The sequence below is a fragment of the Hanstruepera ponticola genome (genome assembly GCF_002940745.1).
In the GTDB taxonomy this organism is placed as follows: Bacteria; Bacteroidota; Bacteroidia; order Flavobacteriales; family Flavobacteriaceae; genus Hanstruepera; species Hanstruepera ponticola.
In genome coordinates this window covers 2,468,607-2,492,979 of sequence record NZ_POTB01000001.1, presented here as the reverse complement: position 1 = coordinate 2,492,979, position 24,373 = coordinate 2,468,607, and the positions used below count along the sequence as shown (strand labels likewise).

Annotated in this window: 35 protein-coding genes; 6 read left to right on the top strand and 29 right to left on the bottom strand. The window is 34.6% G+C overall.

Features of this window, described 5'->3' with window-relative positions:
• Positions 1-100: 100 nt before the first annotated feature.
• The 28 genes from rpsM to rpsL form a co-directional block, all read right to left on the bottom strand.
• Positions 101-475: a 30S ribosomal protein S13 gene (gene rpsM / locus C1S72_RS11375; RefSeq protein ID WP_104735703.1), complete on the bottom strand. Its 375-nt coding sequence runs from the start codon at positions 473-475 to the stop codon at positions 101-103.
• A gap of 2 nt (positions 476-477) precedes the next feature.
• A complete protein-coding gene (gene ykgO / locus C1S72_RS11370; protein WP_013305171.1) occupies positions 478-594 on the bottom strand; it encodes a type B 50S ribosomal protein L36 in 117 nt (38 codons plus the stop codon).
• 4 nt (positions 595-598) lie between these two features.
• Complete coding sequence (gene infA / locus C1S72_RS11365; RefSeq protein WP_007094967.1) at positions 599-814, bottom strand: translation initiation factor IF-1; 216 nt, start codon at positions 812-814, stop codon at positions 599-601.
• 10 nt (positions 815-824) lie between these two features.
• The gene (gene secY / locus C1S72_RS11360; protein WP_104735702.1) at positions 825-2,168 is read right to left on the bottom strand and encodes a preprotein translocase subunit SecY; all 1,344 of its coding nucleotides are present in this window, start codon (positions 2,166-2,168) and stop codon (positions 825-827) included.
• 15 nt (positions 2,169-2,183) lie between these two features.
• Positions 2,184-2,636, bottom strand: a complete 453-nt coding sequence (gene rplO, locus C1S72_RS11355; protein WP_104735701.1) for a 50S ribosomal protein L15 — start codon at positions 2,634-2,636, stop codon at positions 2,184-2,186.
• A gap of 12 nt (positions 2,637-2,648) precedes the next feature.
• Positions 2,649-2,831 carry a 50S ribosomal protein L30 gene (gene rpmD, locus C1S72_RS11350; RefSeq protein WP_104735700.1) on the bottom strand — a complete coding sequence of 61 codons (183 nt, stop codon included), beginning with the start codon at positions 2,829-2,831 and terminating at the stop codon, positions 2,649-2,651.
• A 12-nt stretch (positions 2,832-2,843) separates the two neighbouring features.
• Positions 2,844-3,368, bottom strand: coding sequence for a 30S ribosomal protein S5 (rpsE, locus tag C1S72_RS11345; RefSeq protein ID WP_103051238.1), 525 nt, complete (start codon positions 3,366-3,368; stop codon positions 2,844-2,846).
• Positions 3,369-3,374: 6 nt separating this feature from the next.
• Positions 3,375-3,731, bottom strand: a complete 357-nt coding sequence (gene rplR, locus C1S72_RS11340) for a 50S ribosomal protein L18 (RefSeq protein ID WP_104735699.1) — start codon at positions 3,729-3,731, stop codon at positions 3,375-3,377.
• A gap of 10 nt (positions 3,732-3,741) precedes the next feature.
• Positions 3,742-4,284, bottom strand: a complete 543-nt coding sequence (gene rplF / locus C1S72_RS11335) for a 50S ribosomal protein L6 (protein ID WP_104735698.1) — start codon at positions 4,282-4,284, stop codon at positions 3,742-3,744.
• A gap of 19 nt (positions 4,285-4,303) precedes the next feature.
• Positions 4,304-4,702 carry a 30S ribosomal protein S8 gene (gene rpsH, locus C1S72_RS11330; protein ID WP_104735697.1) on the bottom strand — a complete coding sequence of 133 codons (399 nt, stop codon included), beginning with the start codon at positions 4,700-4,702 and terminating at the stop codon, positions 4,304-4,306.
• Between the two features lie 60 nt (positions 4,703-4,762).
• Complete coding sequence (gene rpsN, locus C1S72_RS11325; protein WP_104735696.1) at positions 4,763-5,032, bottom strand: 30S ribosomal protein S14; 270 nt, start codon at positions 5,030-5,032, stop codon at positions 4,763-4,765.
• Between the two features lie 3 nt (positions 5,033-5,035).
• The gene (gene rplE, locus C1S72_RS11320) at positions 5,036-5,587 is read right to left on the bottom strand and encodes a 50S ribosomal protein L5 (RefSeq protein WP_104735695.1); all 552 of its coding nucleotides are present in this window, start codon (positions 5,585-5,587) and stop codon (positions 5,036-5,038) included.
• 2 nt (positions 5,588-5,589) lie between these two features.
• On the bottom strand, positions 5,590-5,901 hold the full coding sequence (rplX, locus tag C1S72_RS11315) for a 50S ribosomal protein L24 (RefSeq protein ID WP_104735875.1): 312 nt from the start codon (positions 5,899-5,901) through the stop codon (positions 5,590-5,592).
• A gap of 11 nt (positions 5,902-5,912) precedes the next feature.
• Positions 5,913-6,281, bottom strand: a complete 369-nt coding sequence (gene rplN, locus C1S72_RS11310) for a 50S ribosomal protein L14 (RefSeq protein WP_103051232.1) — start codon at positions 6,279-6,281, stop codon at positions 5,913-5,915.
• A 2-nt stretch (positions 6,282-6,283) separates the two neighbouring features.
• The gene (rpsQ, locus tag C1S72_RS11305) at positions 6,284-6,541 is read right to left on the bottom strand and encodes a 30S ribosomal protein S17 (RefSeq protein WP_040492188.1); all 258 of its coding nucleotides are present in this window, start codon (positions 6,539-6,541) and stop codon (positions 6,284-6,286) included.
• A gap of 12 nt (positions 6,542-6,553) precedes the next feature.
• On the bottom strand, positions 6,554-6,745 hold the full coding sequence (rpmC, locus tag C1S72_RS11300; RefSeq protein WP_104735694.1) for a 50S ribosomal protein L29: 192 nt from the start codon (positions 6,743-6,745) through the stop codon (positions 6,554-6,556).
• A gap of 12 nt (positions 6,746-6,757) precedes the next feature.
• On the bottom strand, positions 6,758-7,177 hold the full coding sequence (gene rplP / locus C1S72_RS11295) for a 50S ribosomal protein L16 (protein ID WP_104735693.1): 420 nt from the start codon (positions 7,175-7,177) through the stop codon (positions 6,758-6,760).
• A gap of 20 nt (positions 7,178-7,197) precedes the next feature.
• On the bottom strand, positions 7,198-7,914 hold the full coding sequence (gene rpsC / locus C1S72_RS11290) for a 30S ribosomal protein S3 (protein WP_104735692.1): 717 nt from the start codon (positions 7,912-7,914) through the stop codon (positions 7,198-7,200).
• Between the two features lie 8 nt (positions 7,915-7,922).
• The gene (gene rplV, locus C1S72_RS11285) at positions 7,923-8,330 is read right to left on the bottom strand and encodes a 50S ribosomal protein L22 (RefSeq protein ID WP_104735691.1); all 408 of its coding nucleotides are present in this window, start codon (positions 8,328-8,330) and stop codon (positions 7,923-7,925) included.
• 6 nt (positions 8,331-8,336) lie between these two features.
• Complete coding sequence (gene rpsS / locus C1S72_RS11280; protein WP_104735690.1) at positions 8,337-8,615, bottom strand: 30S ribosomal protein S19; 279 nt, start codon at positions 8,613-8,615, stop codon at positions 8,337-8,339.
• Positions 8,616-8,621: 6 nt separating this feature from the next.
• Positions 8,622-9,449, bottom strand: a complete 828-nt coding sequence (rplB, locus tag C1S72_RS11275; RefSeq protein WP_104735689.1) for a 50S ribosomal protein L2 — start codon at positions 9,447-9,449, stop codon at positions 8,622-8,624.
• A gap of 10 nt (positions 9,450-9,459) precedes the next feature.
• Positions 9,460-9,750 (bottom strand): 50S ribosomal protein L23, encoded by a 291-nt coding sequence (gene rplW, locus C1S72_RS11270; RefSeq protein ID WP_103051226.1) that lies wholly within the window; start codon positions 9,748-9,750, stop codon positions 9,460-9,462.
• A 7-nt stretch (positions 9,751-9,757) separates the two neighbouring features.
• Positions 9,758-10,387, bottom strand: a complete 630-nt coding sequence (gene rplD, locus C1S72_RS11265; protein ID WP_104735688.1) for a 50S ribosomal protein L4 — start codon at positions 10,385-10,387, stop codon at positions 9,758-9,760.
• Positions 10,387-11,004, bottom strand: coding sequence for a 50S ribosomal protein L3 (rplC, locus tag C1S72_RS11260; protein WP_104735687.1), 618 nt, complete (start codon positions 11,002-11,004; stop codon positions 10,387-10,389). The genes rplD and rplC overlap by 1 nt, the downstream gene beginning before the upstream one ends.
• 128 nt (positions 11,005-11,132) lie before the next feature.
• Positions 11,133-11,438 carry a 30S ribosomal protein S10 gene (gene rpsJ, locus C1S72_RS11255; protein ID WP_007650482.1) on the bottom strand — a complete coding sequence of 102 codons (306 nt, stop codon included), beginning with the start codon at positions 11,436-11,438 and terminating at the stop codon, positions 11,133-11,135.
• A gap of 12 nt (positions 11,439-11,450) precedes the next feature.
• Positions 11,451-13,580: an elongation factor G gene (gene fusA, locus C1S72_RS11250; protein ID WP_104735686.1), complete on the bottom strand. Its 2,130-nt coding sequence runs from the start codon at positions 13,578-13,580 to the stop codon at positions 11,451-11,453.
• 6 nt (positions 13,581-13,586) lie between these two features.
• A complete protein-coding gene (rpsG, locus tag C1S72_RS11245) occupies positions 13,587-14,063 on the bottom strand; it encodes a 30S ribosomal protein S7 (RefSeq protein ID WP_104735685.1) in 477 nt (158 codons plus the stop codon).
• A gap of 22 nt (positions 14,064-14,085) precedes the next feature.
• Positions 14,086-14,460 carry a 30S ribosomal protein S12 gene (rpsL, locus tag C1S72_RS11240; RefSeq protein ID WP_006795815.1) on the bottom strand — a complete coding sequence of 125 codons (375 nt, stop codon included), beginning with the start codon at positions 14,458-14,460 and terminating at the stop codon, positions 14,086-14,088.
• 177 nt (positions 14,461-14,637) lie between these two features.
• Between rpsL and C1S72_RS11235 the strand changes: the two genes are divergently transcribed.
• From C1S72_RS11235 to rlmB, 6 genes are all read left to right on the top strand, one after another.
• Positions 14,638-16,335: a POTRA domain-containing protein gene (locus C1S72_RS11235; protein WP_230401622.1), complete on the top strand. Its 1,698-nt coding sequence runs from the start codon at positions 14,638-14,640 to the stop codon at positions 16,333-16,335.
• Between the two features lie 120 nt (positions 16,336-16,455).
• On the top strand, positions 16,456-19,560 hold the full coding sequence (locus C1S72_RS11230) for a SusC/RagA family TonB-linked outer membrane protein (RefSeq protein ID WP_104735684.1): 3,105 nt from the start codon (positions 16,456-16,458) through the stop codon (positions 19,558-19,560).
• A gap of 11 nt (positions 19,561-19,571) precedes the next feature.
• On the top strand, positions 19,572-21,038 hold the full coding sequence (locus tag C1S72_RS11225; protein WP_104735683.1) for a SusD/RagB family nutrient-binding outer membrane lipoprotein: 1,467 nt from the start codon (positions 19,572-19,574) through the stop codon (positions 21,036-21,038).
• Positions 21,039-21,051: 13 nt separating this feature from the next.
• The gene (locus C1S72_RS11220; RefSeq protein ID WP_104735682.1) at positions 21,052-21,897 is read left to right on the top strand and encodes a hypothetical protein; all 846 of its coding nucleotides are present in this window, start codon (positions 21,052-21,054) and stop codon (positions 21,895-21,897) included.
• Positions 21,898-21,923: 26 nt separating this feature from the next.
• Positions 21,924-22,769: a hypothetical protein gene (locus C1S72_RS11215; protein ID WP_162919971.1), complete on the top strand. Its 846-nt coding sequence runs from the start codon at positions 21,924-21,926 to the stop codon at positions 22,767-22,769.
• Between the two features lie 63 nt (positions 22,770-22,832).
• The gene (gene rlmB, locus C1S72_RS11210) at positions 22,833-23,567 is read left to right on the top strand and encodes a 23S rRNA (guanosine(2251)-2'-O)-methyltransferase RlmB (RefSeq protein WP_104735680.1); all 735 of its coding nucleotides are present in this window, start codon (positions 22,833-22,835) and stop codon (positions 23,565-23,567) included.
• On the opposite strand, the gene C1S72_RS11205 is transcribed toward rlmB, so the two are convergent.
• Complete coding sequence (locus C1S72_RS11205; RefSeq protein WP_104735679.1) at positions 23,564-24,295, bottom strand: rhomboid family intramembrane serine protease; 732 nt, start codon at positions 24,293-24,295, stop codon at positions 23,564-23,566. The genes rlmB and C1S72_RS11205 overlap by 4 nt on opposite strands.
• Positions 24,296-24,373 lie beyond the last annotated feature (78 nt).

Genomic DNA, 24,373 nt, shown 5'->3' with positions numbered 1-24,373 from the left:
TTAAGTTTCTAGTTGTTAGTTTTTAGTTGTTAGAATCCTAAACATTGCTATTTCAAACAGATTCATCTAACCTCTAAACTCTAATGACTATTGTCTATTTTTATTTAGTTGCCATTTTTTTGTTAGCAACAGTTTTTCTTCTACCTTTTCTTGTTCTAGAGTTGTTTTTTGTACGTTGTCCTCTTAATGGAAGACCAGCTCTATGACGGATACCTCTGTAACATCCAATATCCATTAATCGCTTAATGTTTATTTGTGTTTCAGAACGTAGTTCACCTTCAATAGTAAACGCTCCAACAGCCTCACGAATGTTTCCAATTTCGTCATCTGTCCAATCTTGAACTTTTGTACTTTCATCAACTTTAGCGTTTGCTAAAATTTCTTTTGCTCTACTTTTACCTATTCCATAGATATAAGTAAGGGAAATTACTCCTCTCTTGTTTTTTGGTATGTCTACACCTGCAATTCTTGCCATAATTATCCTTGTCTTTGTTTGAATCTAGGATTCTTTTTGTTAATGACGTAAAGTCTACCTTTTCTGCGGACGATTTTACAGTCTGCGCTTCTTTTTTTAACTGATGCTCTTACTTTCATCGTATTAGTATCTATAAGTTATTCGAGCCTTCGTTAAATCGTAAGGGCTCATTTCTAATTTTACTTTATCTCCTGGTAACAACTTAATGTAGTGCATACGCATTTTACCAGAAATATGTGCTGTCACAATGTGACCATTTTCTAATTCAACACGAAACATAGCATTTGATAATGCTTCTATAATTGTTCCGTCTTGTTCTATTGCTGCTTGTTTTGCCATAGTATATATATTAAGCTACTGCTTTTCTATTTTTACCTGTTTTCATCAAGCCGTCATAGTGTCTATTTAACAAGTAAGAATTTACTTGTTGCATAGTGTCAATTGCAACTCCAACCATAATTAATAGTGATGTTCCACCAAAAAATAAGGCCCATCCAGATTGTACATTCATTAGCTTTACAATAAATGCTGGGAACACAGCTATTAATGCTAAAAATATAGAACCCGGTAATGTTATTTGAGACATGATTTTGTCTAAATATTCAGAGGTTTCAGTTCCTGGACGAATTCCTGGAATAAAACCACCGCTTCGTTTTAAGTCATCTGCCATTTTATTGGTAGGTACTGTAATTGCTGTATAGAAGTATGTAAATACTATAATTAATAAAGCAAAAACTAAATTATACCAAAAACCAAATATGTCCTGAAAATTTGTTGCCATCCATTGACCAGTTGCGGTATCTTTTAAAAATGATGATCCTCCAATTAAACTTGGAACAAACATAATAGCTTGTGCAAAAATGATTGGCATTACACCAGAGGCATTCAACTTTAAAGGAATATATTGTCTTGATCCAAATACGTTTTTTTCAAAACCTCCAGACGCTGTTCTTCTAGCATATTGTACAGCAATCTTTCTCACTGCCATTACAAGCATAACTGAAGCTAAAATTATCAGCAACCAGATCACCAATTCAAAAAGAATTAACATGACGTTGTTACCCTCTAATCGAGATGACGCGTTTAACAAAAAGTTTTTAGGTAAGGTTGCAATAATACCAACCATAATTAATAAGGAGATACCATTACCAATTCCTTTGTCAGTAATTTTTTCACCTAACCACATAGCAAAAATACACCCTGTGACTAAAATGATTACTGATGAAAAATAAAATAATGTTCCTTGACCTAATAAGAAAGCAGAAGCAGGAATTCCTAATGTTGGTAAACTTGCCAAATAACCAGGTGCCTGAACCAAACAAATAGCAATGGTTAACCATCTAGTGATTTGTGTGATTTTCTTTTGACCACTGGCTCCTTCTTTTTGTAATTTTTGTAGGTAAGGAATAGCGATTCCCATTAATTGTACAACAATAGAAGCTGATATATAAGGCATAATACCTAATGCAAAAACAGAAGCGTTAGCAAAAGCACCTCCTGTAAAAGCATTTAATAAACCTAATAAACCAGACTCTGTATTACCTTGTAATCCTTCTAATTGCGCAGCATCAATACCAGGTAAAACTACTTGTGCACCAAAACGGTAAACTAATAACAGACCCAATGTAACTATGATTCTGTTTCTTAGCTCTTCTATTTTCCAAACATTCTTTAATGTCTCTATAAATTTCATGCGCTTATATTGGGATTATAAAGTTACAGCTTCTCCTCCAGCAGCTTCAATAGCAGCTTTTGCCGAAGCAGTAAACTTATGTGCTGTTACTGTTAATTTCGATTCTAACTCACCTCTACCTAAAATTTTGACAAGATCATTCTTGCCTACTAGGTTTAAAGTCATTAAAGTCTCGAAATCTACAGTGTCTTTTATTTTCTTATCATCAACCAATTGTTGTAAAGTATCAAGATTTACACCTTGATATTCTACACGGTTGATATTAGTAAAGCCAAATTTAGGCACACGTCTTTGAAGTGGCATTTGACCGCCTTCAAATCCTAATTTTTTAGAATAACCAGAACGAGACTTTGCTCCTTTGTGACCACGTGTTGCGGTACCACCTTTTCCAGAACCTTGTCCTCTACCTACTCGTTTACCTTGACTTTTAACTGAACCTTCTGCAGGTTTTAAATTACTTAAATCCATTTCAGTGTTATATTATTTTGTTTCTTCAACAGAAACTAAATGTGAAACTTTAGCAACCATACCAAGGATATTTGGTGTGGCATCGTGCTCTACTACTTGACCAATCTTTTTAAGACCTAAAGCTTCTAATGTTAACTTTTGTCTTTTAGTACGATTGATTGCACTTCTTACTTTTTTAACTTTAATTTTTGCCATCGTTTTCCGTTATTATCCTTTAAAAACTTTTTCAAGAGAAATTCCTCTGTCACGAGCTATTGTTCTTGCATCTCTTAACTGTAATAAAGCATCGAAAGTTGCTTTTACAACGTTATGTGGGTTTGATGAACCTTGAGATTTTGATAATACATCATGAACTCCAACTGCTTCTAATACTGTTCTTACAGCACCACCAGCAATTACTCCTGTACCAGGAGCTGCAGGAATGATGTTTACTCTTGCTCCACCATATTTACCTTTTTGTTCGTGTGGTAAAGTTCCTTTCACGATTGGTATGCGTACTAAATTTTTCTTAGCGTCTTCAACGGCTTTAGCAATTGCGCTAGCCACATCTTTAGATTTTCCTAATCCGTGACCAACTACACCTGCTTCGTCACCAACAACAACTATTGCTGAAAATCCGAATGCTCTACCACCTTTAGTTACTTTTGTAACTCTTTGTACTCCAACTAAACGATCTTTAAGATCTAATCCACTTGGTTTTACTAGCTCTGCGCTTTTGTATTTCTGATACATAATTTCTTAGAATTTAAGTCCTGCTTCTCTAGCACCTTCTGCTAATGATTTTACTCTACCGTGATATAAATAACCGCCTCTATCAAAAGCAATTGTTTCTACACCTGCTTTAAGGGCTTTTTCAGCAACAGCTTTTCCTACTAATGCAGCAACTTCTGTTTTAGTACCTTTTGCAGAACTAATGTCTTTATCTCTTGAAGATGCAGCACTGATAGTTTTACCAGTAACGTCATCAACTATTTGAGCATAAATTTCTTTATTGCTTCTAAAAACAGATAATCTTGGTCTAGCTTCAGTTCCAGAAACTATTTTGCGAACTCTGTTCTTAATTCTTATTCTTTTTTCGTTCTTTGTTAATGCCATAACTTAATTATTAAGCTGATTTACCTGCTTTTCTTCTTATTTGTTCACCAACAAACTTAACACCTTTTCCTTTGTAAGGTTCTGGTTTTCTAAAGCCACGGATTTTTGCCGCTACTTGTCCTACCAATTGCTTATCGTGAGAGGTTAGTTTTACTACTGGGTTCTTTCCTTTTTCTGTTACCGTTTCAACTTTAACTTCAGGAGCTAAATCTAAAACGATATTGTGAGAAAAACCTAAAGCTAAATCAAGCTTTTGACCTTGATTACTTGCTCTATATCCAACACCAACTAACTCTAATTCTTTTGTCCATCCTTTAGATACACCTTCAATCATATTGTAGATAAGTGATCTATAAAGACCATGTTTAGCTTTCTCTTCTTTTTTATCTGAAGAACGCTCAACTAAAACATTTCCTTCTTCAACTTTAATAGATACGTTAGAAAATTCTTGAGTTAATTCTCCTAATTTTCCTTTTACGGTAACTATGTTGTCGTTGATTTCAACTGTAACTCCTTCTGGAATTGCTACTGGGTTATTACCTATTCTTGACATGTCTTATAGTCTTTTTAAATTAGTAAACGTAACAAAGTACTTCACCTCCAACATTTTCTCTTTGAGCTTGTTTTCCAGTCATTACACCGTGTGAGGTAGAAACGATTGCAATACCAAGACCATTAAGAATTCTCGGAAGTTCTTTTGAACTTGCGTACTTACGTAAACCTGGTTTACTTATTCTTTGAATCTTCTTAATTACAGGTTCTTTTGTTTCTTTGTTGTACTTAAGCGCTATCTTGATAGTCCCTTGTACAGCTGAATCTTCGAATTTGTAACTTAAAATATATCCTTGATCGAATAATATTTTAGTGATTTCTTTCTTTAAATTAGATGCAGGAATCTCAACCACTCTGTGATTGGCACGCACTGCGTTTCTAATTCTTGTTAAATAATCCGCTATTGGATCTGTATACATAGTTATAAATTTGCGGTAACGGTTTTTAACATTTGTTAAACCTGAAACCAATTAATAATATTACCAACTTGCTTTTTTAACACCTGGTATTAACCCTTGGTTAGCCATTTCTCTGAACATAACACGAGAAATACCAAATGTTCTCATATAACCTTTTGGTCTTCCTGTTAACTTACAACGATTGTGTTGACGCACAGGAGAAGCATTTTTTGGTAATTTTTGTAATGCTTCATAATCGCCAGCTTCTTTTAAAGCTTTGCGTTTTTCAGCATACTTTGCTACCATTTTTGCTCTTTTTACCTCACGGGCTTTCATTGATTCTTTAGCCATATCTTAATTCTTTTGAAAAGGTAATCCTAATTCGGTTAATAATGATTTTGCTTCTTTATCAGTATCAGCAGAAGTTACAAATGTGATATCCATACCAGAAATTTTGTTTACCTTATCGATATCTATCTCTGGGAAGATAATTTGTTCAGTAATTCCTAAATTGTAATTACCTCTTCCGTCAAATCCTGTAGCTTTAATTCCATTAAAATCTCTTACACGTGGTAAGGCTGATGTAATTAAACGATCTAAAAACTCGTACATTCTTTCACCTCTTAACGTAACTTTTGCTCCAATTGGCATACCTTTACGTAGTTTGAAAGATGCAACGTCTTTTTTAGACATCGTTGCTATAGCTTTTTGTCCAGTTATAGTTGATAATTCTTCAACAGCATGATCAATTAATTTTTTATCTGCTACTGCTGCACCAACTCCTTTAGATAATACTATCTTTTGAAGTTTTGGCACTTGCATTACATTACTATAACCAAATTCGTCTGTAAGAGCAGCAATTACTCTGCTTTTGTACTCTTCTTTAAGTCTCGGTGAATATGCCATAACTATATTACTTCATTTGATTTTTTAGAAAATCTCACTTTATTATCGCCTTCCATTCTATATCCAACACGCGTCTCTTCACCCTTAGAGGTTAATAAAGACAAGTTTGAAATATGAATAGCTGCTTCTTTTTCTACGATTCCACCTTGAGGACTTTGTGCACTTGGTTTCATGTGTTTTTTTACCAAGTTTACACCCTCAACAATCGCCTTGTTCTTATCTATTAATACTTGAAGTACTTTACCTTCTGATCCTTTGTGGTCTCCAGCTATTACTTTTACAGTATCTCCTGATTTAATTTTAAGCTTTGTCATTTTATTTTTCATTAAAGCACTTCAGGTGCTAATGATACAATTTTCATGAATTGTTTATCACGAAGTTCTCTAGCAACAGGACCAAACACACGTGTACCTCTCATTTCACCCGTTGGGTTCAATAATACACAAGCATTGTCGTCAAAACGGATATAAGATCCATCTGGTCTTCTTACTTCTTTTCTAGTACGTACAACAACTGCTGTTGAAACAGCTCCTTTTTTAATGTTTCCATTAGGAGTCGCATCTTTAACAGAAACAACTATTTTGTCTCCTACAGAAGCGTATCTTCTCTTAGTACCACCTAATACACGAATAGTTAAAACCTCTTTCGCTCCGGTGTTATCAGCTACTTTTAATCTTGATTCAGTCTGTACCATAATTACTTCGCTCTTTCAATTATTTCAACTAATCTCCAACATTTAGATTTACTCATAGGTCTTGTTTCCATGATCTTTACAGTATCTCCAATGTTACAATCGTTTGTTTCATCGTGCGCAACATATTTTTTTGTTTTTAACACGAACTTTCCATACATAGGGTGTTTTACTTTCTTAACTTCAGAAACTACAATAGATTTCTGCATTTTATTACTAGTAACAATTCCTATACGTTCTTTTCTTAAATTTCTTGTTTCCATCTTTCTGCAGAATTATTGTAATTCTCTTTTTGTTAATTCTGTTGCAATTCTAGCTATTGTTCTTCTTACTGAACGCAATTGAATTGGATTCTCTAGAGGAGAAATTGCATGAGCCAACTTCATTTCAGTATAACTCTTTTTTGTCTCACCAAGTTTCTCTTGTAACTCAGCTACTGATAATTCTTTTACTTCTGATTGTTTCATCGTATAAATAAATTATGCTTCGTAATCTCTAGCAATTATAAATTTAGTTTTAACTGGCAACTTTTGTGCAGCTAAACGTAATGCTTCTTTAGCAACATCTAATGGCACACCACCTACTTCAAAAAGTATACGACCTGGCTTAACAACAGCTGCCCAATATTCAACGGCACCTTTACCTTTACCCATACGTACTTCAAGAGGTTTCTTTGTGATAGGCTTGTCTGGAAATATTTTAATCCAGATTGATCCTTCTCTCTTCATGTAACGAGTAGCAGCAATACGCGCAGCTTCAATCTGACGTGCTGTAATAAAACTTGAGTCTAATGACTTTATACCAAAGGTACCACTTGAAAGTCTAAAACCTCTTCCGGCATTACCTTTCATGCGACCCTTTTGTTGCTTACGAAATTTTGTTCTTTTAGGCTGTAACATGCTTTCTTTTCTTTAAAAAATTACTTTCTACGACGTGATTTGTTATCTCTTCCACCACGTCCACCTTTTCCTTGCTTTTTAGATAAACCAACAAGCGGAGAAAGTTCTCTTTTACCATATACTTCACCTTTCATGATCCATACTTTAACACCTAATCTACCATAAGTAGTGTGTGCCTCAACTAAAGCATAGTCAATATCGGCTCTAAACGTTGATAAAGGAATACGTCCTTCTTTGTAATGTTCGCTACGTGCCATTTCAGCACCATTTAAACGACCACTAATTTGAATTTTGATTCCTTCAGCATTCATACGCATTGTTGCTGCGATTGCCATTTTGATTGCACGTCTATATGAAATTCTATTTTCAATTTGACGAGCAATACTCGAAGCAACTAAAAATGCATCAAGCTCTGGTCTTTTAATTTCAAATATGTTTATTTGAACTTCTTTACCAGTAATTTTCTTAAGCTCTTCTTTTAACTTGTCTACCTCTTGACCGCCTTTACCAATAATGATACCAGGACGAGCCGTTGTGATAGTAACGGTTACAAGTTTAAGAGTTCTTTCGATAATTACTCTTGAAACACTAGCTTTAGATAGACGTGCGTGAACGTACTTTCTGATCTTATCGTCTTCGGCAAGTTTATCGCCATAATCATTTCCTCCGTACCAGTTAGATTCCCATCCTCTGATAATTCCTAAACGATTTCCGATTGGATTTGTTTTTTGTCCCATATCTCTACTTAAGCTTGTGTGTTATTGTTAGCTCCAACCACTAATGTTACATGGTTTGAACGTTTTCTAATTCTGTGTGCACGACCTTGAGGTGCTGGACGCAATCTTTTTAACATTGTTCCACCATCTACTCTAATCTCCTTAACAAATAATTCAGCATCTTCAATACTTGCATCTTCGTTTTTAGCTTGCCAGTTTGCAATTGCAGACAATAACAATTTCTCTAAACGATTAGACGCTTCTTTTTGGCTAAATTTTAAAATATTAAGCGCTTTCTCTACGCGTTCACCTCTTACTAAATCGGCTACTAAACGCATTTTTCTCGGTGACGTAGGACAATTATTAAGTTTAGCAAAAGCAACTTGCTTCTTTTCTTCCTTAATAGCGTCTGCCATTTGTTTTTTACGACTTCCCATAGCTTACTACTTTTTACCTTTATTTTTAGCACCTGCATGACCTCTAAAAGATCTTGTAGGTGAAAATTCTCCTAACTTGTGTCCTACCATGTTTTCAGTTACGTAAACTGGAACAAATTGACGACCGTTATGTACTGCGATTGTTTGACCAACAAAATCAGGCGTTATCATAGAGGCTCTAGACCATGTTTTGATAACAGTTTTCTTGTTAGCTTCTACATTAGCAGCTACTTTTCTTTCTAATTTATAATGAACGTAAGGTCCTTTTTTTAATGATCTTGACATGACTTATTATTTCTTTCTACGTTCTACAATATATTTATTACTCGCTTTTGTTTTAGAACGGGTTCTATAACCTTTAGCAGGTATACCATTTCTAGAACGTGGGTGTCCACCAGAAGACTTACCTTCACCACCACCCATTGGGTGATCAACCGGGTTCATAACAACTGGTCTTGTACGTGGTCTTCTTCCTAACCATCTTGTTCTACCAGCTTTACCTGATACTAACAATTGATGATCTGAATTAGATACAACACCTATAGTAGCCATACAATCCGCTAATATTAAACGTGTTTCACCTGATGGCAATTTGATTGTAGCAAATTTTCCTTCACGTGCCATTAATTGCGCAAATGTTCCAGCACTACGCGCCATAACAGCTCCTTGACCAGGACGCAATTCAACACAAGAAATAATAGTTCCTAAAGGAATTTGAGACAATGGCATTGCATTACCAATTTCTGGAGCGATATTCTCTTTTCCAGAAACAATAGTTTGGCCTACTTGCAAACCATTTTGAGCAATGATGTATGCTTTCTCACCATCTTGATAGTTTAACAACGCAATAAACGCTGTTCTGTTTGGATCGTATTCTATAGACTTAACTTCAGCTGGAATTCCAGTTTTGTTACGTTTAAAATCGATAATACGATACCTTTTCTTATGACCACCACCTATGTAGCGCATAGTCATTTTTCCGCGACTGTTTCTACCACCAGACCTTTTTTTCGGAGCTAATAAACTTTTCTCCGGCTTATCAGTAGTAATGGCGTCATACCCATTTACTACTCTAAAACGCTGCCCTGGTGTGATTGGTTTTAATTTTCTTACTGACATTTGTCTCTAATTACATGTTACTGTATAAATCAATCATTTCACCTTCCGCCAGTTGTACAATTGCTTTTTTAACAGCATTTGTTTTACCATGTTGAATACCAGTTTTTGTGTATTTGGTACTCCTTTCTGGACGGACATTTATAGTACGAACTTTTTCAACAGAAACGCCATAAGCAGCTTCCACCGCTTTCTTGATTTCTACCTTGTTCGCCTTTGTATTCACAGCGAAAGTATAGCAGTTTCTTAACTCGCTATCAGCAGTCGCTTTTTCCGTGATTATGGGTTTAATTAAGATATTCATCTGTTTCTTATTTACTTAAATTCGTTTCAATTTCTTCTAAAGAACTCTCTAAAAGCACAACTTGATTTGCATTTAATATTTTGTAAGTGCTTAATTCTGAATTAGTTATGACTTCAGAGCCTTTCAAATTGCGTGACGACAAATATACATTATTATTTGATGCACCCAACACAAAGAGAGATTTTTTGTTTTCTAGGTCTAAAGCCTTTAAAACTGCTGTGAAGTTTTTTGTCTTTGGAGCATCAAAATTAAAGTCTTCTAATACTACAATTGACTTCTCGTTAGCTTTCATTGTTAAAGCTGATTTACGAGCTAAACGCTTCACGTTCTTATTTAACTTAAAACCGTAGTTTCTAGGTCTTGGACCAAACATACGTCCACCACCTTTAAAAATACCTGATTTGATACTACCTGCTCTTGCAGTACCTGTACCTTTTTGTTTTTTGATCTTGCGCGTACTTCCAGTAATTTCTGCACGCTCTTTTGCTTTATGAGTCCCTTGTCTTTGGTTTGCTAAATATTGTTTAACATCCAAATAAACCGCATGATTATTAGGCTCAATAGCAAACACATCTTTAGAAAGCTCAACCTTTCTACCTGTGTCTTTTCCGTTAATATCTACAACTGCTACTTTCATTACTTTCTAATAATTACATAAGCGTTTTTATGTCCAGGAACACATCCTTTAACAACAAGTAGATTCTTTTCAGCAACTACTTTTAAAACTCTTAAATTTTGAACTTTTACTGTTTCGCCTCCCATTCTTCCGGCCATTTTCATACCCTTGAAGACTCTTGCAGGATAAGAAGCAGCACCAATTGATCCTGGCGCTCTTAAACGGTTATGTTGACCGTGAGTAGCTTGACCTACACCACCAAAACCGTGACGTTTTACAACGCCTTGAAATCCTTTTCCTTTAGAAGTTCCTGCTATATCAACAAACTCACCTTCATTAAAGTGCTCAACTGTTATAGCATCTCCTAATTTGTACTCCTCATCAAAACCTTTAAACTCAACGATTTTGCGTTTTACAGAAGTTCCTGCTTTTTTAGCGTGACCTAGGTCAGCTTTAGTAGCACTTTTTTCTGTCGCGTCATCGAAACCAAGTTGCACAGCACTATAGCCATCAACTTCTTCGGTTCTGACTTGGGTAACGATACAAGGTCCAGCTTCGATTACAGTACAAGGAATATTTTTCCCGTTTTCATCGAAAATGCTGGTCATACCGATTTTTTTTCCTATTAACCCAGACATATTTATTAATTATTAATTGTTACTATTCTATTTATTAAAATTCAAGGCTGAAAATACGTTTCAGCCCTGAATTGTATTTTTTACCGTTTTTCCCGCGACCGCATCGGTGGGACATGTTCGTGTCTTAGTTACACTTTGATTTCAACTTCAACGCCACTTGGTAATTCAAGTTTCATTAAAGCATCAATTGTCTTTGAAGACGACGAGTAAATATCCAATAATCGCTTATATGAGCTTAATTGAAATTGTTCTCTTGACTTCTTATTTACGTGTGGTGAACGTAAAACAGTGAAAATCTTCTTGTGTGTTGGTAAAGGAATTGGACCTGTAACAACAGCACCAGTACTTTTTACTGTTTTTACAATCTTGTCAGCAGACTTGTCTACTAAATTGTGATCGTAAGACTTTAATTTTATTCTTATTTTCTGACTCATTTTTCTTTAGATTTAAGCTTCAACGCCTTTAGCTGCTTTAATTACTTCTTCAGATATATTTGAAGGAGTTTCAGCATAGTGTGAAAATTCCATTGTTGATGTTGCACGTCCTGAAGACAATGTTCTTAATGTAGTTACATAACCAAACATTTCAGATAATGGTACAGTTGCTTTTACAGTTTTTGCTCCTGCTCTGTCTCCCATATTACTTACCTGTCCTCTACGACGGTTTAAATCTCCTACTATATCACCCATATTCTCTTCAGGTGTAATAACCTCAAGTTTCATAATAGGTTCCATAATCACAGCTTTTGCAGCTTTTGCAGCATTCTTAAATCCAAGTTTTGCTGCCAATTCGAATGATAATTGATCCGAATCCACGTCATGGTATGAACCATCAGTTAATGTTACTTTCATAGCATCAACTTCATAACCTGCTAAAGGACCATTAATCATAGCCATTTTGAATCCTTTCTCAATTGAAGGGATAAATTCTTTAGGAACGTTACCACCTTTAATTTCAGACACAAATTCTAAACCTTCTTTACCTTCTTCGGCTGGTTCAAGAGTAAATACAATATCAGCAAATTTACCACGACCACCAGATTGTTTTTTGTAAACCTCTCTGTGTTCTGCTCTTCTAGTAATTGCTTCTTTGTATTCTACTTGTGGTTGACCTTGGTTTACTTCAACCTTAAACTCACGTTTAAGACGGTCAACAATAATATCTAAGTGAAGCTCACCCATTCCAGATATAATAGTCTGTCCTGAAGCTTCATCTGTTCTTACAGTAAATGTTGGATCTTCTTCTGCTAATTTACCCAAAGCCATACCTAGTTTATCAACATCGGCTTTTGTTTTTGGCTCTACAGCAATACCAATTACTGGATCAGGGAAATCCATAGATTCCAAAACAATAGGATGTTTCTCATCAGATAATGTATCACCTGTTTTGATATCTTTAAATCCTACTGCCGCTCCAATATCTCCTGCTTCGATATAATCGATAGCATTTTGCTTATTAGAATGCATTTGATAAATACGAGATATACGTTCTTTCTTACCTGAACGGTTGTTCAACACATAAGAACCTGCATCTAAACGACCTGAATAGGCACGGAAGAATGCTAAACGACCTACAAAAGGGTCAGTAGCAATCTTAAATGCTAATGCCGCAAAAGGAGCAGTTACATCTGGCTTACGAATCTCTTCTTTATCGGTATCAGGATTAACACCAACAATACCTTCTTTATCTACTGGAGAAGGCAAGTAACGACATACAGCATCTAACAAGAACTGTACACCTTTATTTTTAAATGAAGAACCACATATCATTGGAATGATAGCCATATCCATTACAGCAGCACGAAGCGCAGCATGCACTTCATCTTCTGTGATAGAATCTTCATCTTCCATGAATTTTTCTAATAAGTTCTCATCGTAAGTAGCTACTTCTTCGATAAGTAACGCTCTATACTTTCTAGCTTCCTCTTTTAACTCTTCTGGAATGTCAATAACATCAAAAGTCGCCCCTTGTGTTTCGTCATGCCAAACAATAGCTCTGTTTTTTACTAAATCAACGATACCTTTAAAGTCTCCCTCATCTCCAATATTCAAAACAATTGGAACAGCGTTAGACTTCAACATATCTTTAACCTGCTGACAAACTGCTAAAAAGTTAGATCCTTGACGGTCCATTTTATTAACAAAACCAATTCTTGGAACTTTATAGTTATCAGCTAATCTCCAGTTAGTTTCAGATTGCGGCTCAACACCATCAACTGCACTAAATAAAAACACTAAACCATCTAATACACGTAATGAACGGTTTACTTCAACCGTAAAATCAACGTGACCAGGAGTATCTATAATATTAAAGTGATACCCTTTTGTTTCAGGAGTCGGTTCAGCATTTTCCAAAGGAAACTGCCACGTACAAGTCGTTGCAGCAGAAGTAATAGTAATACCTCTTTCCTGCTCTTGCTCCATCCAGTCCATAGTTGCAGCACCATCATGTACTTCTCCTATTTTGTGAGAAACGCCTGTATAGAAAAGGATTCGTTCTGTAGTTGTTGTCTTACCTGCATCGATATGTGCAGCAATACCTATATTTCTTGTATATTTTAAATCTCTTTGTGCCATCTTAAATTAAAATCTAAAGTGTGAGAATGCTTTGTTTGCTTCAGCCATCTTGTGTGTATCAACACGTTTCTTAACTGCTGCTCCTTCTTCTTTAGCCGCTGCTAAAACTTCTGAAGCTAAACGCTGCGCCATAGACTTCTCGTTTCTCTTTCTTGAATAACCAATCAGCCATTTCATAGCCGTTGAAACTTTACGGTCTGGACGAATTTGCATTGGGATTTGAAATGTAGCACCTCCAACACGACGACTACGCACTTCTACGTGAGGCATCACATTTGATAGGGCATCTTTCCAAATTTCCAGAGCTGTTTTTTCGTCATCAGTTTTCTTTTCTTCTACGATATCAATTGCATCGTAAAACACTTTAAAAGCTACTGACTTTTTACCGTCCCACATCATCATGTTAACAAAACGTGTTACTAACTGATCGTTAAAACGTGGATCTGGTAAAAGCGGTCTTTTTTTCGCTTGTCTTTTTCTCATGTCTTCTTCTTAAAGTTTTTAATTACTTTTTAGGGCGTTTTGCACCATACTTAGATCTACGTTGTGTTCTACCTGCAACACCTGCTGTGTCTAAAGCACCACGAACAATGTGATATCTAACTCCTGGCAAATCTTTTACCCTTCCACCTCTAACCAATACTATCGAGTGCTCTTGTAGGTTGTGACCTTCACCTGGGATGTATGCGTTTACTTCCTTACCATTAGTAAGCCTTACCCTTGCAACTTTACGCATTGCCGAGTTAGGTTTCTTTGGTGTAGTAGTGTAAACACGCGTACAAACCCCACGTCTTTGTGGACACGAATCTAAAGCAGCCGATTTACTCTTCTTGGTTATTTTGGCTCTTCCTTTTCGTACTAATTGTGAAATTGTTGGCATATATTTCTATATAAATTTTATTTAACCTCTCATTTGAGGGCTGCAAAGGTAGAAATTAATTTCAATTTTTCAAATGTTAATAGATTAATTTTAAGCCGAAAACAAAATTCATTTAACCTTCGATACAAAAACTGTAGTTTTTACGTTAATTTTACATTCCAAACCTAAAATGATAACGTGCACAAATCACTTGTTTTACTCCTTATTATATATGCAGGTTTTTCTCCCGAATTAATTGGCCAAAATTTACAATTGAAAATTAATGGCTCAAACAACATAGAAACCAAAGTAATAGATTCCGTTAGCTATGTTAAATTCCACAAAGACGTTCAATCCATTGAAATAGAAATTGACACCTTAAAACACAAACTCCAATCATTGGGATATATTGAATATAAAACTCAACCGCTAACGAGGACTAACGACACTTTATTTACAGCATCACTTTTACTAGGAAACAAATACACGCTTATAAAAATCGACTATCAACCTGAACTAGTTTCAAGAGAAATAATAGAACTAATCTCTGATGATGTTACCGACTCGTATTTCACCATGCCTTTTGAAAACATTGAATCGTCATTAGAGTTTATTAACTTGAAAATATCCGAAACTGGTTTTCCTTTTAATGAAATAAAGCTTTCTGATTTTGAGAAAATTGGCGACAATCAATTAAAAGCCCGTTTGACATTAAAAAAGACAGATCAAAAAAGACAGATTGATAAAATAATAGTGAAGGGTTATGAGAAGTTTCCCAAATCATACCTAAAACATTATTTAAAGCTAAAAAAAGGAAACACATTAAACCTAACTAAAATAAAAAGCAAAACAAATTTGCTGCAAGACTTACAATTTGCAAGTCAGATTAAAGAACCAGAAATTTTATTCAGTAAAGACTCTACCATATTATATATATATGTAGAAAAAAACAAAAGCAATAGTTTTGATGGTTTTTTAGGGTTTGGCACAAACGAAGAAACAAACAACCTGGAATTTAATGGCTACCTCAATCTAGACCTTATTAACAATCTAAACTTTGGCGAATCATTTTCTTTGATTTACAAGAGTGACGAAAACGAGCAAAAAACATTCAATGTTAAAATAGCCTTACCATATTTATTTGCCACTCCTTTAGGCACTGAATTAGAATTAAACATTTTTAAGAAAGATTCATCATTCACAACAGTCAATCAAAACGCACGTATATTTTACCAGTTAAATCCAAAAAACAAATTTTCTTTAGGCATAAAATCCACGCAATCAACCAATCTTCTTGATGATGAAAATCCAGATCCATTTGTAAAAGATTACAAAAGCAACATTTACAATGTAAGGTATGAGTTTTTACTTCGACAAAACTATAGTAGACTTTTTCGTAGAAACGCTTCAATTGATTTTGAACTTGGGCTTGGTAATCGAGATATAGAATCAACCAAGACCTCTCAAGTAATAGCTCAATTAGACGCCTTCAAAATTTTAAATCTTAACGATAGGAATAGTATTTTTCTGCGTATCCAAGGTTTTAGTTTATTTTCTGAAAACTATCTAGAAAATGAGTTGGTACGATTTGGTGGTATAAATTCTATCCGTGGTTTTGAAGAAAACAGCCTAAGCGCTTCCTTTTATTCACTTCTAAATACAGAATATCGCTATTTGTTAAGCAACAGTGTATATATTCATTCCATAATAGATTTGGCTTATTTTGAAAATGACATCACATCTCAAAAAGATAAATTGTATGGTTTTGGTATTGGCTTTGGCTTATTAACAAAAGCAGGCCTATTACGATTAAACTATGCGAATGGCAAAAATGAAAACCAAAGTTTTAAGTTTTCAAACTCACAAATTCACATAAGCTTATCGGCAATTTTTTAGGTATTATGGTATGTTAAAAGCCAAAATTTTAAAAAAAAATTAAAATTTTAACCCTTAATTATTGTTTAATTAACTTTTTATTATGATTTTTGGCGTAGACTAATTCAAATAAAATATAAAATGAAAACAAAGTTTAGTGGAATTTTAACGCTATTCCTAGCGTTTGTTGTGCAACTTACGTTTGCGCAAGAAAAAACAATTTCAGGAACGATATCTGATGAAAACGGATTACCGCTCCCTGGAGTTAATATTATTGTAAAAGGTACAACAACTGGTACACAGACAGATTTTGATGGAAATTACTCCATTACTGCTAATACTGGTGACGTATTATCTTATTCCTTTTTAGGCTATACTACCAAAGAAATGACTGTTGGTACAGCTAACAACATTAGCTTTGCAATGGAAGTTGATAGTGAAGCTCTTGAAGAAGTTGTTATTACTGGATATGGTATTGCTCGTGAAAAACGTGAAATCACCTACCAAACAGAAGAAGTGGATGAGCAGTTATTAAACCAAGCTCAAACTACTCGAGCTGCAACAGGTTTAGCAGGTAAAGTAGCTGGTCTTCAAATCAATGTTCAAAATAATGGTGTAAATCCTAGTTCTCAAATAATTTTGAGAGGTTTGCGTTCCATTACTGGTAACAACGAAGCCTTAATTGTTATAGATGGTTCTATTACTTCTAAAGGTGCTTTTGATGATTTGAATCCAAATGACATTCAAGACATTAACGTCCTTAAGGGTGCCACTGCTGCTGCCTTGTATGGTTCTAGAGCAGGTAACGGTGCACTTATTATCACAACTAAAAAAGGTAAGCTAGGTGAAACTTTAACTGTTGGCTTAAACTCTACTGTTACTTTTGAAGACGTGGCATACATGCCAGATTTACAAGATGAGTATGGTCCTGGTATTGCTGGTGGGTATGACCCATATGAAAACACTAACTGGGGACCTCGTTTTGATGGTATAAGTAGAAGAGTTGGTCCTATATTTGAAGATGGAACGTTCCAATCTCTGCCTTATGCTCCAGTAAAGGATAATGCTAGAAATTTTTATGATACTGGTATTACTTCACAAAATACAATTTACTTAAGTGGAGGTAATGAAACTAGTACAATGTATTTATCTATTGGTAATCAAGACACTAAAGGTATTGTACCAAAAGACAGATATAAAAGAACTACTTTAAGAGCAAATGCAACTAAAAAAGTTGGTGATTTTGAACTTGCTTTGAATTCGACATTTTTAAGAGACGAATCAAATGTAGTTGGAAATAATATTGGTTCTCAAAGTAGAACACTTTATTGGTTTGTTTTAAACCAAGGAGCAAATATTCCTTTAGAAAATTATAGTGATTGGGAGAATGATTTGTATTCTTCGCCTGATGGTTATTACAATGGATATTACCAAAACCCTTACTGGGCTATAGATAACAACAGAAATACTGATAAATCAAACCGTCTTACTGCTAACATGAGTGTAACTTGGGATGTTTTTGATTGGTTAGATTTAACTGGTCGTGTTGGTGGTAACATCTTAAATGGAAGTGGTAAAGAATGGAGAAATGCTCAAGCATACAATAGTATCAATGGAGCTCCAAGACCTACTAACGTTACTTCTTTCTTAATAGACAATGAATTTCAAAGAACAGATTATACTTTTGACTTTTTAGCTAACATGAACTTCGACATTAATGACGATTTCTCTTTGAAAGCTATTTTAGGTGCTTCAAGTGTAACTGAACAAGTTAGAGCAAGTAATGTTCAGGTTAACAATTTAAGTATTCCTGGATTATATGATGTATCAAACGGTACAGGTGCTCCTGTTGTAGGCGCTGCTGAAACAGAAAAGAGAACTTATGGATATTTTGCTGATTTAACAATTGGTTTTAAAAACTTCCTTTTCTTAAACGCTTCTGGTCGTTATGATTTCACATCAACTTTACCTGTTGATGATAATAGCTACTTCTACCCATCAATTGGTTTATCTGCTGTATTAACAGATGCTATTCCTTCAATTAAAGGTAACGTTTTAAACTATGCTAAAGTTACTGTGAGTAACTCTACAGTATATAATGATTTAGCTCCAGAGCAAATTATTGAAACATATGGTCAAAATGCTGCTTTCCCATTTGGTGCTGTAAACGGTTTTGAAATTCAAAATCAAGCAATTGATTCTTCTATAAAAAAGGAGAAAATCAACACAACTGAAGTTGGTTTAAACTTAGGTTTTTTTAATAACAGATTGACTTTAGATGCTGCTTACTTTAAAACTATCACAACTGATAACATTGTAAGTAGTACTTCAGCTCCTTCTTCAGCTTCAACAAGTTTATTAACTAATATTGGTAAATTAGAAGGTGATGGTATTGAAATCACCTTAGGAGGGACAATTGTTAAAGCTGGTGATTTTTCTTGGGATGCAAGTTTGAACTTTACTAAGTATAAAACTGTCGTTAAAGAAATAGGGAACGGAGTTTCCGAAATTAATCTAGCGTCAACTGGTGAGGTTGGTGTCTATGCTATTGAAGGTGAAGAATTCCCAGTTATTCAGGCTTCTGCGTATGTTAGAGACCCTAACGGTAATGTAGTGATTGATCCAAGTTCTGGTAATCCTTTAAACTCACTAGAGGTTAATGGAAGACTTAAAAATCTTGGTACTACTGTACCAGATTATATCCTTGGTTTAAACACTTCTTTTAACTATAAAGGAATTCGTTTAGCAGGTACTTTTGATTACAGAACTGGTCATGTTTATTATGCTCAGGGTTCTGATGCTATGGAATTTACTGGTCGTTCTATTGAAAGTACAGTAGGTAACAGACAAGATTTTGTTTGGCCAAATTCTGTAATTGAAACATCACCTGGAGTGTATGTTCAAAACACAAATATTCCAATTACTGGTGGTTCTCAACAATTTTGGACTGATGTATATAATGAAATTAAAGAGAACTACGTAAGAGATGCTACTGCAGTTAAATTACGTGAATTATCATTAAGTTATACACTATCATCAAAGTTATTAGAAAACACTCCAGTTAAAAAATTGAGTGTTGGTATCATAGGTAGAAATTTAATTACTTGGTTACCTGAAGAAAATAGATTCTCTGATCCTGAATTTGCTAATGGTAATGGACCTAATGGTAATGCAATTGGTATTGGTGGATATTTTCAATCACCTCCTACTCGTTCTATTGGATTTAACTTAAACGTAGAATTTTAAAAAAAAAAGAAATGAAAAGATATTTAATTTATTTTAATTTAATTTTAGTTGCACTACTGATTAGTTCATGTAGTGATAGCTATCTAGATGTCAATACTGACACTAATAGTCCTACAGGTGAAAACGTAGGACCTGATTTGAGATTATCGCCTGCACAAGTTATTACGGCTAATAGTATACAAGGAAACAGACGTACTAATCATTTAGGTAATATGTTTATGTATAATTGGAGCCAGAGTGATGGTTTTGCTTGGTACCCTGATGAATTTGCTTATAACGTATCATCTTCATTTTATCAACAAATATGGAATGATGCATATTTAGGTGCACTTCAAAATTATCGTCAATTACAGGATTTTGAAGGTCCAGATTATGTGAATTATATTGCTATTGCAAAAATTATGGAAAGTTTTCACTTTCAAATTTTGGTAGATTTATATGGAGATATCCCTTACTCTGAAGCACTTCAGAGAGGAGCTAATCCAACACCAAAATATGATGATGCTCAAGCAGTATATGAAGGTATCGTTGCTACTTTAAATGAAGCAATGAATATGATTGATAATGCTACTGGTGCTGCAATAGTACCTGGTGCTGACGACTTCATTTTTGGAGGTAATATGCAAGACTGGAAAGTATTTGCTAACACAATCAAATTACGTGCTCTTGTTAGACAGTCTGACGTTGCAGGAAGAGAAGGTTATTTACAAGAACAATTTGCTGGAATGGATGCAATTGGATTTATTAGTTCTAACGTAACAGTACAACCTGGATATGTTCAAGAAGCTAACAGACAAAATCCTTTTTGGAATACTTTTGGTGCAGATACTGGTGGTGTAATTACTAACACTAATAATGCTACATGTGCAACTGATTTTATATTACAATATTTATCAGATAAAAGTGACCCTCGTTTAAACTTCTTATTTGAAGAACCTGCAAGTGGTCATTTAGGTGTCCCACAAGGAGTTTTAAATTATCCAGAAGTAATCTGGGAGCCACAATTTGTTTCAAACATTGGACCTGGTTTGTTAAAAGGATTCGATCAAGATGCTGTTATATTCTCTTTGGCTGAAAGTAATTTCAATATTGCTGAAGCAAGATTGAAAAACTACTTATCTGGTAGTGCTCAAGCAGCCTACGAAAGTGGTATTCAAGCAGCATTTGATTATTTAGGTGCAGGTAGTGCAGCTGCTTACTATACGCAACCTCTTGAAAACGTAAATTGGGCTAATTCTGATCCAATGGAAGCAATTATTACTCAAAAATGGTTAGCTTTAATTGGTGTTGATGCGGTTCAGTCTTGGTTTGATTATAGTAGAACAGGTTACCCTACTAATTTACCTATTTCAATGCAAGCAACAACTGCTGACAGACCAGTAAGATTATTTTATACGTCTGGTGAGCAAACGTCAAATAATGCAAATGTTCCCCCACAACCGAATGCCTTTACGGGAAAAATATTTTGGGCTAATTAAAAAAAAATGAAAAATGAAAAAAATTAAAAGATTATTAACAGTAGTTTGTGCTTCAATAATGTTTACCTCATGTTTGGTAGATGATGAAGCACCACTAAACAGAGAGGACGTAACGCAAGGTCCTAACACAGTAAGTTTTACACAACCTGGGCAGTTTTTAAGCGCCGTAACTGATGGATCAGAATACAATTTCTCAATTCCAGTTCAGTTGGTTGGTCCAACTATAATGGACCAAAGTCAGGATGTATCCTTAACAGTAAGTGTAGATCCAAGTTCTACAGCAATAGAAGGTGTACATTACATTATGGACAACATGTCTACCACTCTAACAAGAAGTGGTAACTACAATAGTAGTTTAGGTATCACTATGATTACAGATGGTATCATGGCACCTCTAGATGAAAATCCAGTATTGATTTTAAACATTGCTGATGCTAGTGGAGCCAATGCGGTTGTTCCTGGTGGACCAACTGGTTCTATAACCTTAACATTTGTTTACCAATGTTTTGCAGATTTATCTGGTACTTATTTAGTAACTAATGATTTCTGTAATCCAACATTCACGACTACAATCGCTTCAAATGGAGAAGGTGGTTGGGTTATTGCCAGTGCTGATGGTGGTTTCTTACACCAATGTACTAGTAATACAACACTTTTAAACGAAGGTACAATCGTTGAACTATGTGGTGAAATTTTACCAACAGGTAATTTAGATTTTGGAACTGCTGGAGGATTTGGTATAGGTGATATCTTAAGTGGTACTTGGGACGCTGTATCTGGAACACTAGAAATGCAACACAGAGATGTATTCTTTAATGGTGGTCCTTATGAGTGGAATTCATTATATGTAAGACAATAGTCTAATTTTAAAAAAAAGATAAAAACATGAAACATTATATATATATGTTATTTATAGGCCTATTGTCTATAACATTAGTAAATTGTGATGCAGAAGAATCAAGTGTTGATCCTACTCCAATTGGGGGAACTCAAGAACTTGTTACTCCTACAATCACACCTGACGTAGTTCCAGGAGACATTGACGAAGGAAGTTCAATTACATTCAGTATTGTATTTGATAAGTCTGTTAGACAAACGGTTACATGGGTACCAGTATTAGTAGGTGGTACCGGAACAGAAGCTGATTTAGATTTAGATGTAACAGCAGTTATGAATGCTTATAGAACTTCAACATCAATGACTGTTGATGTAATTAGTGACGGAATTCCAGAAATGGATCAAACTGTAACTATTCAATTACAACCAATAAGTGTTGAATCTGGATATTGGATTAGTCCTAACTATGATTTACCAGAATTCACTTATACTATCAAAAGTTTTGTTGATCCTAACGATTTAATAGTAGCTTTTGAATGGGATGAGAATGCTTCTCATGACATGGATATGTTTGCTTTTAGTGAAGTAAGCGGACCATGGGATTCTGCAGCGACTGGAGATATTCCAGAAACTAAAAATCTTGTTTGGGGAATTGATCCTGATGGTACTTATTTCATTGGTGTAGACCCTTATGATGTTGAGGATGGTGTAACTGAAATTGATTACAAGTTTAGTTTTGGTCAACCTAATGGTCAAATAGATGTATTTGAAGGTTCGTTTGATTATGCAAACAGAGATACAACTTATACAACTGATGACTACCAAGGCACTACAGTTTATTTATTATTCAATGTTGTTAAAGTAGGAACAGAATTTACAATTTCTGAATTATAAAAAACATTTAAATAATAGAAAGCCACCTCAATTGAGGTGGCTTTTTTTTTATACTTTTACTAAATGGAAAAAAACACACAAATATTTGGTTTAAGGGCTGTTATTGAAGCTATAAATTCAGGTGAAACCATTGAAAAAGTTTTTATTCAAAAAGGTCTTAAGGGAGATATTTCACAGGAATTAGAATCTTTATTAAAACAAAAAAGTATAAATCAATCTCACGTACCAGTAGAAAAATTAAATCGATTAACTAATAAAAACCATCAAGGAGTTGTGGCTCAAATTTCACCTATCTCCTATTTTGATATTGAAGATTTAGTATTAAATGTTATAGAATCTGGCAAAACACCGCTTTTTTTGTTACTTGACCAATTGAGTGACGTTCGCAATTTTGGTGCTATAATTCGTACAGCAGAATGTACTGGAGTTGATGGTATTATTATTCAAAAAAAAGGAAATGCTCCTATTAATGGAGACACTATAAAAACCAGTGCTGGAGCTGTTTTTAAGATGCCTATTTGTAGAGTTGATCACATAAAAGATGCTATGTTTCATCTTCAAGCTTCTGGTATAAAAGTTGTAGCCGCTACTGAAAAGACCAACAATACTTTGTATGATATAGATTTTACTGAACCTTGCGCTATAATAATGGGTTCTGAAGGTAGAGGTATCAATCCTTCTGTTTTAAAACTTGCAGACCATAAAGCCAAGTTACCCATTCTTGGAGAAATAGAATCACTTAATGTTTCTGTTGCATGTGGTGCCTTTTTATACGAAGTGGTTAGACAACGTATTTAATCAGTATTTTTTTTGAATATATAATTTATCTTGGTAACGGGCTCTTCTGATTCTTCATCCAAAGTAGTATTTTCAATGAAATTCCCATTCTCATCAAAGTGTTTTAGAAATTCGTCTTCCTCTTCTTTATAATCTTCCTGCTCCCAATAATATTTTTTGGGCTGTGGCAAATTCTTTCTAAAATACAATGCAAATACAATCCCTACTATCATACCAGAAAGATGGCCTTCCCAAGACATACCTTCCTTAATAGGCATGACATACCAAACCATGCTTCCATATAGAAAGACCACTAGTAATGATAGCGCAATTAATCTGTAATGTTTTGCTATAATACCTTTAAAAAAAAGAAAACTTACCAGCACATAAATCAATCCACTGGCACCAATGTGATAAGCTGGGCGACCAATAATCCAGGTTAATAAACCAGAAAGCAAAATTCCAAAAACTAAAACTCGCCATGCAATTGATTTATAGAAATAGAACAATGCAGCAGATAGCACAAATAATGGAATAGAATTGTGATATAAATGTTCAATACCTGAATGAATAAACGGACTAAAAATTATTCCTCTTAAACCACTAAATCGCTGTGGATATACGCCAAAGTTTGTAAAATCATAACCGAATCTAATTTCAAACCAAAATATAGCCCATAGCAAGAGTACAAATAGTAGCGGGTAAACAATAACTCCGTTTGAGAATTTAAAATGATCTTGATTGTCCATAATTATTTTCAAGATAGCAAATTACTGTCCAAAAATTAATTGGCTGACATAATATCAGATAAGCATGTGATAAAACAA

Excerpts from the sequence above, each read along its gene's own strand:
- C1S72_RS11215 (WP_162919971.1), top strand. The coding sequence starts at position 21,924 with ATGAAACATTATATATATATGTTATTTATAGGCCTATTGTCTATAACA.
- rpsL (WP_006795815.1), bottom strand. The coding sequence starts at position 14,460 with ATGCCAACAATTTCACAATTAGTACGAAAAGGAAGAGCCAAAATAACC.
- rplN (WP_103051232.1), bottom strand. The coding sequence starts at position 6,281 with ATGGTACAGACTGAATCAAGATTAAAAGTAGCTGATAACACCGGAGCG.
- rpmC (WP_104735694.1), bottom strand. The coding sequence starts at position 6,745 with ATGAAACAATCAGAAGTAAAAGAATTATCAGTAGCTGAGTTACAAGAG.
- rpsJ (WP_007650482.1), bottom strand. The coding sequence starts at position 11,438 with ATGAGTCAGAAAATAAGAATAAAATTAAAGTCTTACGATCACAATTTA.
- rpsE (WP_103051238.1), bottom strand. The coding sequence starts at position 3,368 with ATGTATCAGAAATACAAAAGCGCAGAGCTAGTAAAACCAAGTGGATTA.
- rpsQ (WP_040492188.1), bottom strand. The coding sequence starts at position 6,541 with ATGGAAACAAGAAATTTAAGAAAAGAACGTATAGGAATTGTTACTAGT.
- rpsM (WP_104735703.1), bottom strand. The coding sequence starts at position 475 with ATGGCAAGAATTGCAGGTGTAGACATACCAAAAAACAAGAGAGGAGTA.
- rpmD (WP_104735700.1), bottom strand. The coding sequence starts at position 2,831 with ATGGCAAAAATTAAAGTTAAAAAAGTAAGAAGTGCAATCAATCGTACT.
- rplX (WP_104735875.1), bottom strand. The coding sequence starts at position 5,901 with ATGACAAAGCTTAAAATTAAATCAGGAGATACTGTAAAAGTAATAGCT.
- rplV (WP_104735691.1), bottom strand. The coding sequence starts at position 8,330 with ATGGGAAGTCGTAAAAAACAAATGGCAGACGCTATTAAGGAAGAAAAG.
- rplP (WP_104735693.1), bottom strand. The coding sequence starts at position 7,177 with ATGTTACAGCCTAAAAGAACAAAATTTCGTAAGCAACAAAAGGGTCGC.
- rlmB (WP_104735680.1), top strand. The coding sequence starts at position 22,833 with ATGGAAAAAAACACACAAATATTTGGTTTAAGGGCTGTTATTGAAGCT.
- rplC (WP_104735687.1), bottom strand. The coding sequence starts at position 11,004 with ATGTCTGGGTTAATAGGAAAAAAAATCGGTATGACCAGCATTTTCGAT.
- fusA (WP_104735686.1), bottom strand. The coding sequence starts at position 13,580 with ATGGCACAAAGAGATTTAAAATATACAAGAAATATAGGTATTGCTGCA.
- rplO (WP_104735701.1), bottom strand. The coding sequence starts at position 2,636 with ATGGATTTAAGTAATTTAAAACCTGCAGAAGGTTCAGTTAAAAGTCAA.
- rplR (WP_104735699.1), bottom strand. The coding sequence starts at position 3,731 with ATGGCATTAACAAAGAACGAAAAAAGAATAAGAATTAAGAACAGAGTT.
- rpsG (WP_104735685.1), bottom strand. The coding sequence starts at position 14,063 with ATGAGAAAAAGACAAGCGAAAAAAAGACCGCTTTTACCAGATCCACGT.
- C1S72_RS11230 (WP_104735684.1), top strand. The coding sequence starts at position 16,456 with ATGAAAACAAAGTTTAGTGGAATTTTAACGCTATTCCTAGCGTTTGTT.
- rpsC (WP_104735692.1), bottom strand. The coding sequence starts at position 7,914 with ATGGGACAAAAAACAAATCCAATCGGAAATCGTTTAGGAATTATCAGA.
- C1S72_RS11225 (WP_104735683.1), top strand. The coding sequence starts at position 19,572 with ATGAAAAGATATTTAATTTATTTTAATTTAATTTTAGTTGCACTACTG.
- C1S72_RS11220 (WP_104735682.1), top strand. The coding sequence starts at position 21,052 with ATGAAAAAAATTAAAAGATTATTAACAGTAGTTTGTGCTTCAATAATG.
- rpsS (WP_104735690.1), bottom strand. The coding sequence starts at position 8,615 with ATGTCAAGATCATTAAAAAAAGGACCTTACGTTCATTATAAATTAGAA.
- secY (WP_104735702.1), bottom strand. The coding sequence starts at position 2,168 with ATGAAATTTATAGAGACATTAAAGAATGTTTGGAAAATAGAAGAGCTA.
- rplW (WP_103051226.1), bottom strand. The coding sequence starts at position 9,750 with ATGAATATCTTAATTAAACCCATAATCACGGAAAAAGCGACTGCTGAT.
- rplB (WP_104735689.1), bottom strand. The coding sequence starts at position 9,449 with ATGTCAGTAAGAAAATTAAAACCAATCACACCAGGGCAGCGTTTTAGA.
- infA (WP_007094967.1), bottom strand. The coding sequence starts at position 814 with ATGGCAAAACAAGCAGCAATAGAACAAGACGGAACAATTATAGAAGCA.
- C1S72_RS11205 (WP_104735679.1), bottom strand. The coding sequence starts at position 24,295 with ATGGACAATCAAGATCATTTTAAATTCTCAAACGGAGTTATTGTTTAC.
- rplD (WP_104735688.1), bottom strand. The coding sequence starts at position 10,387 with ATGAAAGTAGCAGTTGTAGATATTAACGGAAAAGACACAGGTAGAAAG.
- rplF (WP_104735698.1), bottom strand. The coding sequence starts at position 4,284 with ATGTCAAGAATAGGTAATAACCCAGTAGCAATTCCAGAAGGAGTTACA.
- rplE (WP_104735695.1), bottom strand. The coding sequence starts at position 5,587 with ATGGCATATTCACCGAGACTTAAAGAAGAGTACAAAAGCAGAGTAATT.
- rpsH (WP_104735697.1), bottom strand. The coding sequence starts at position 4,702 with ATGTATACAGATCCAATAGCGGATTATTTAACAAGAATTAGAAACGCA.
- ykgO (WP_013305171.1), bottom strand. The coding sequence starts at position 594 with ATGAAAGTAAGAGCATCAGTTAAAAAAAGAAGCGCAGACTGTAAAATC.
- rpsN (WP_104735696.1), bottom strand. The coding sequence starts at position 5,032 with ATGGCTAAAGAATCAATGAAAGCCCGTGAGGTAAAAAGAGCAAAAATG.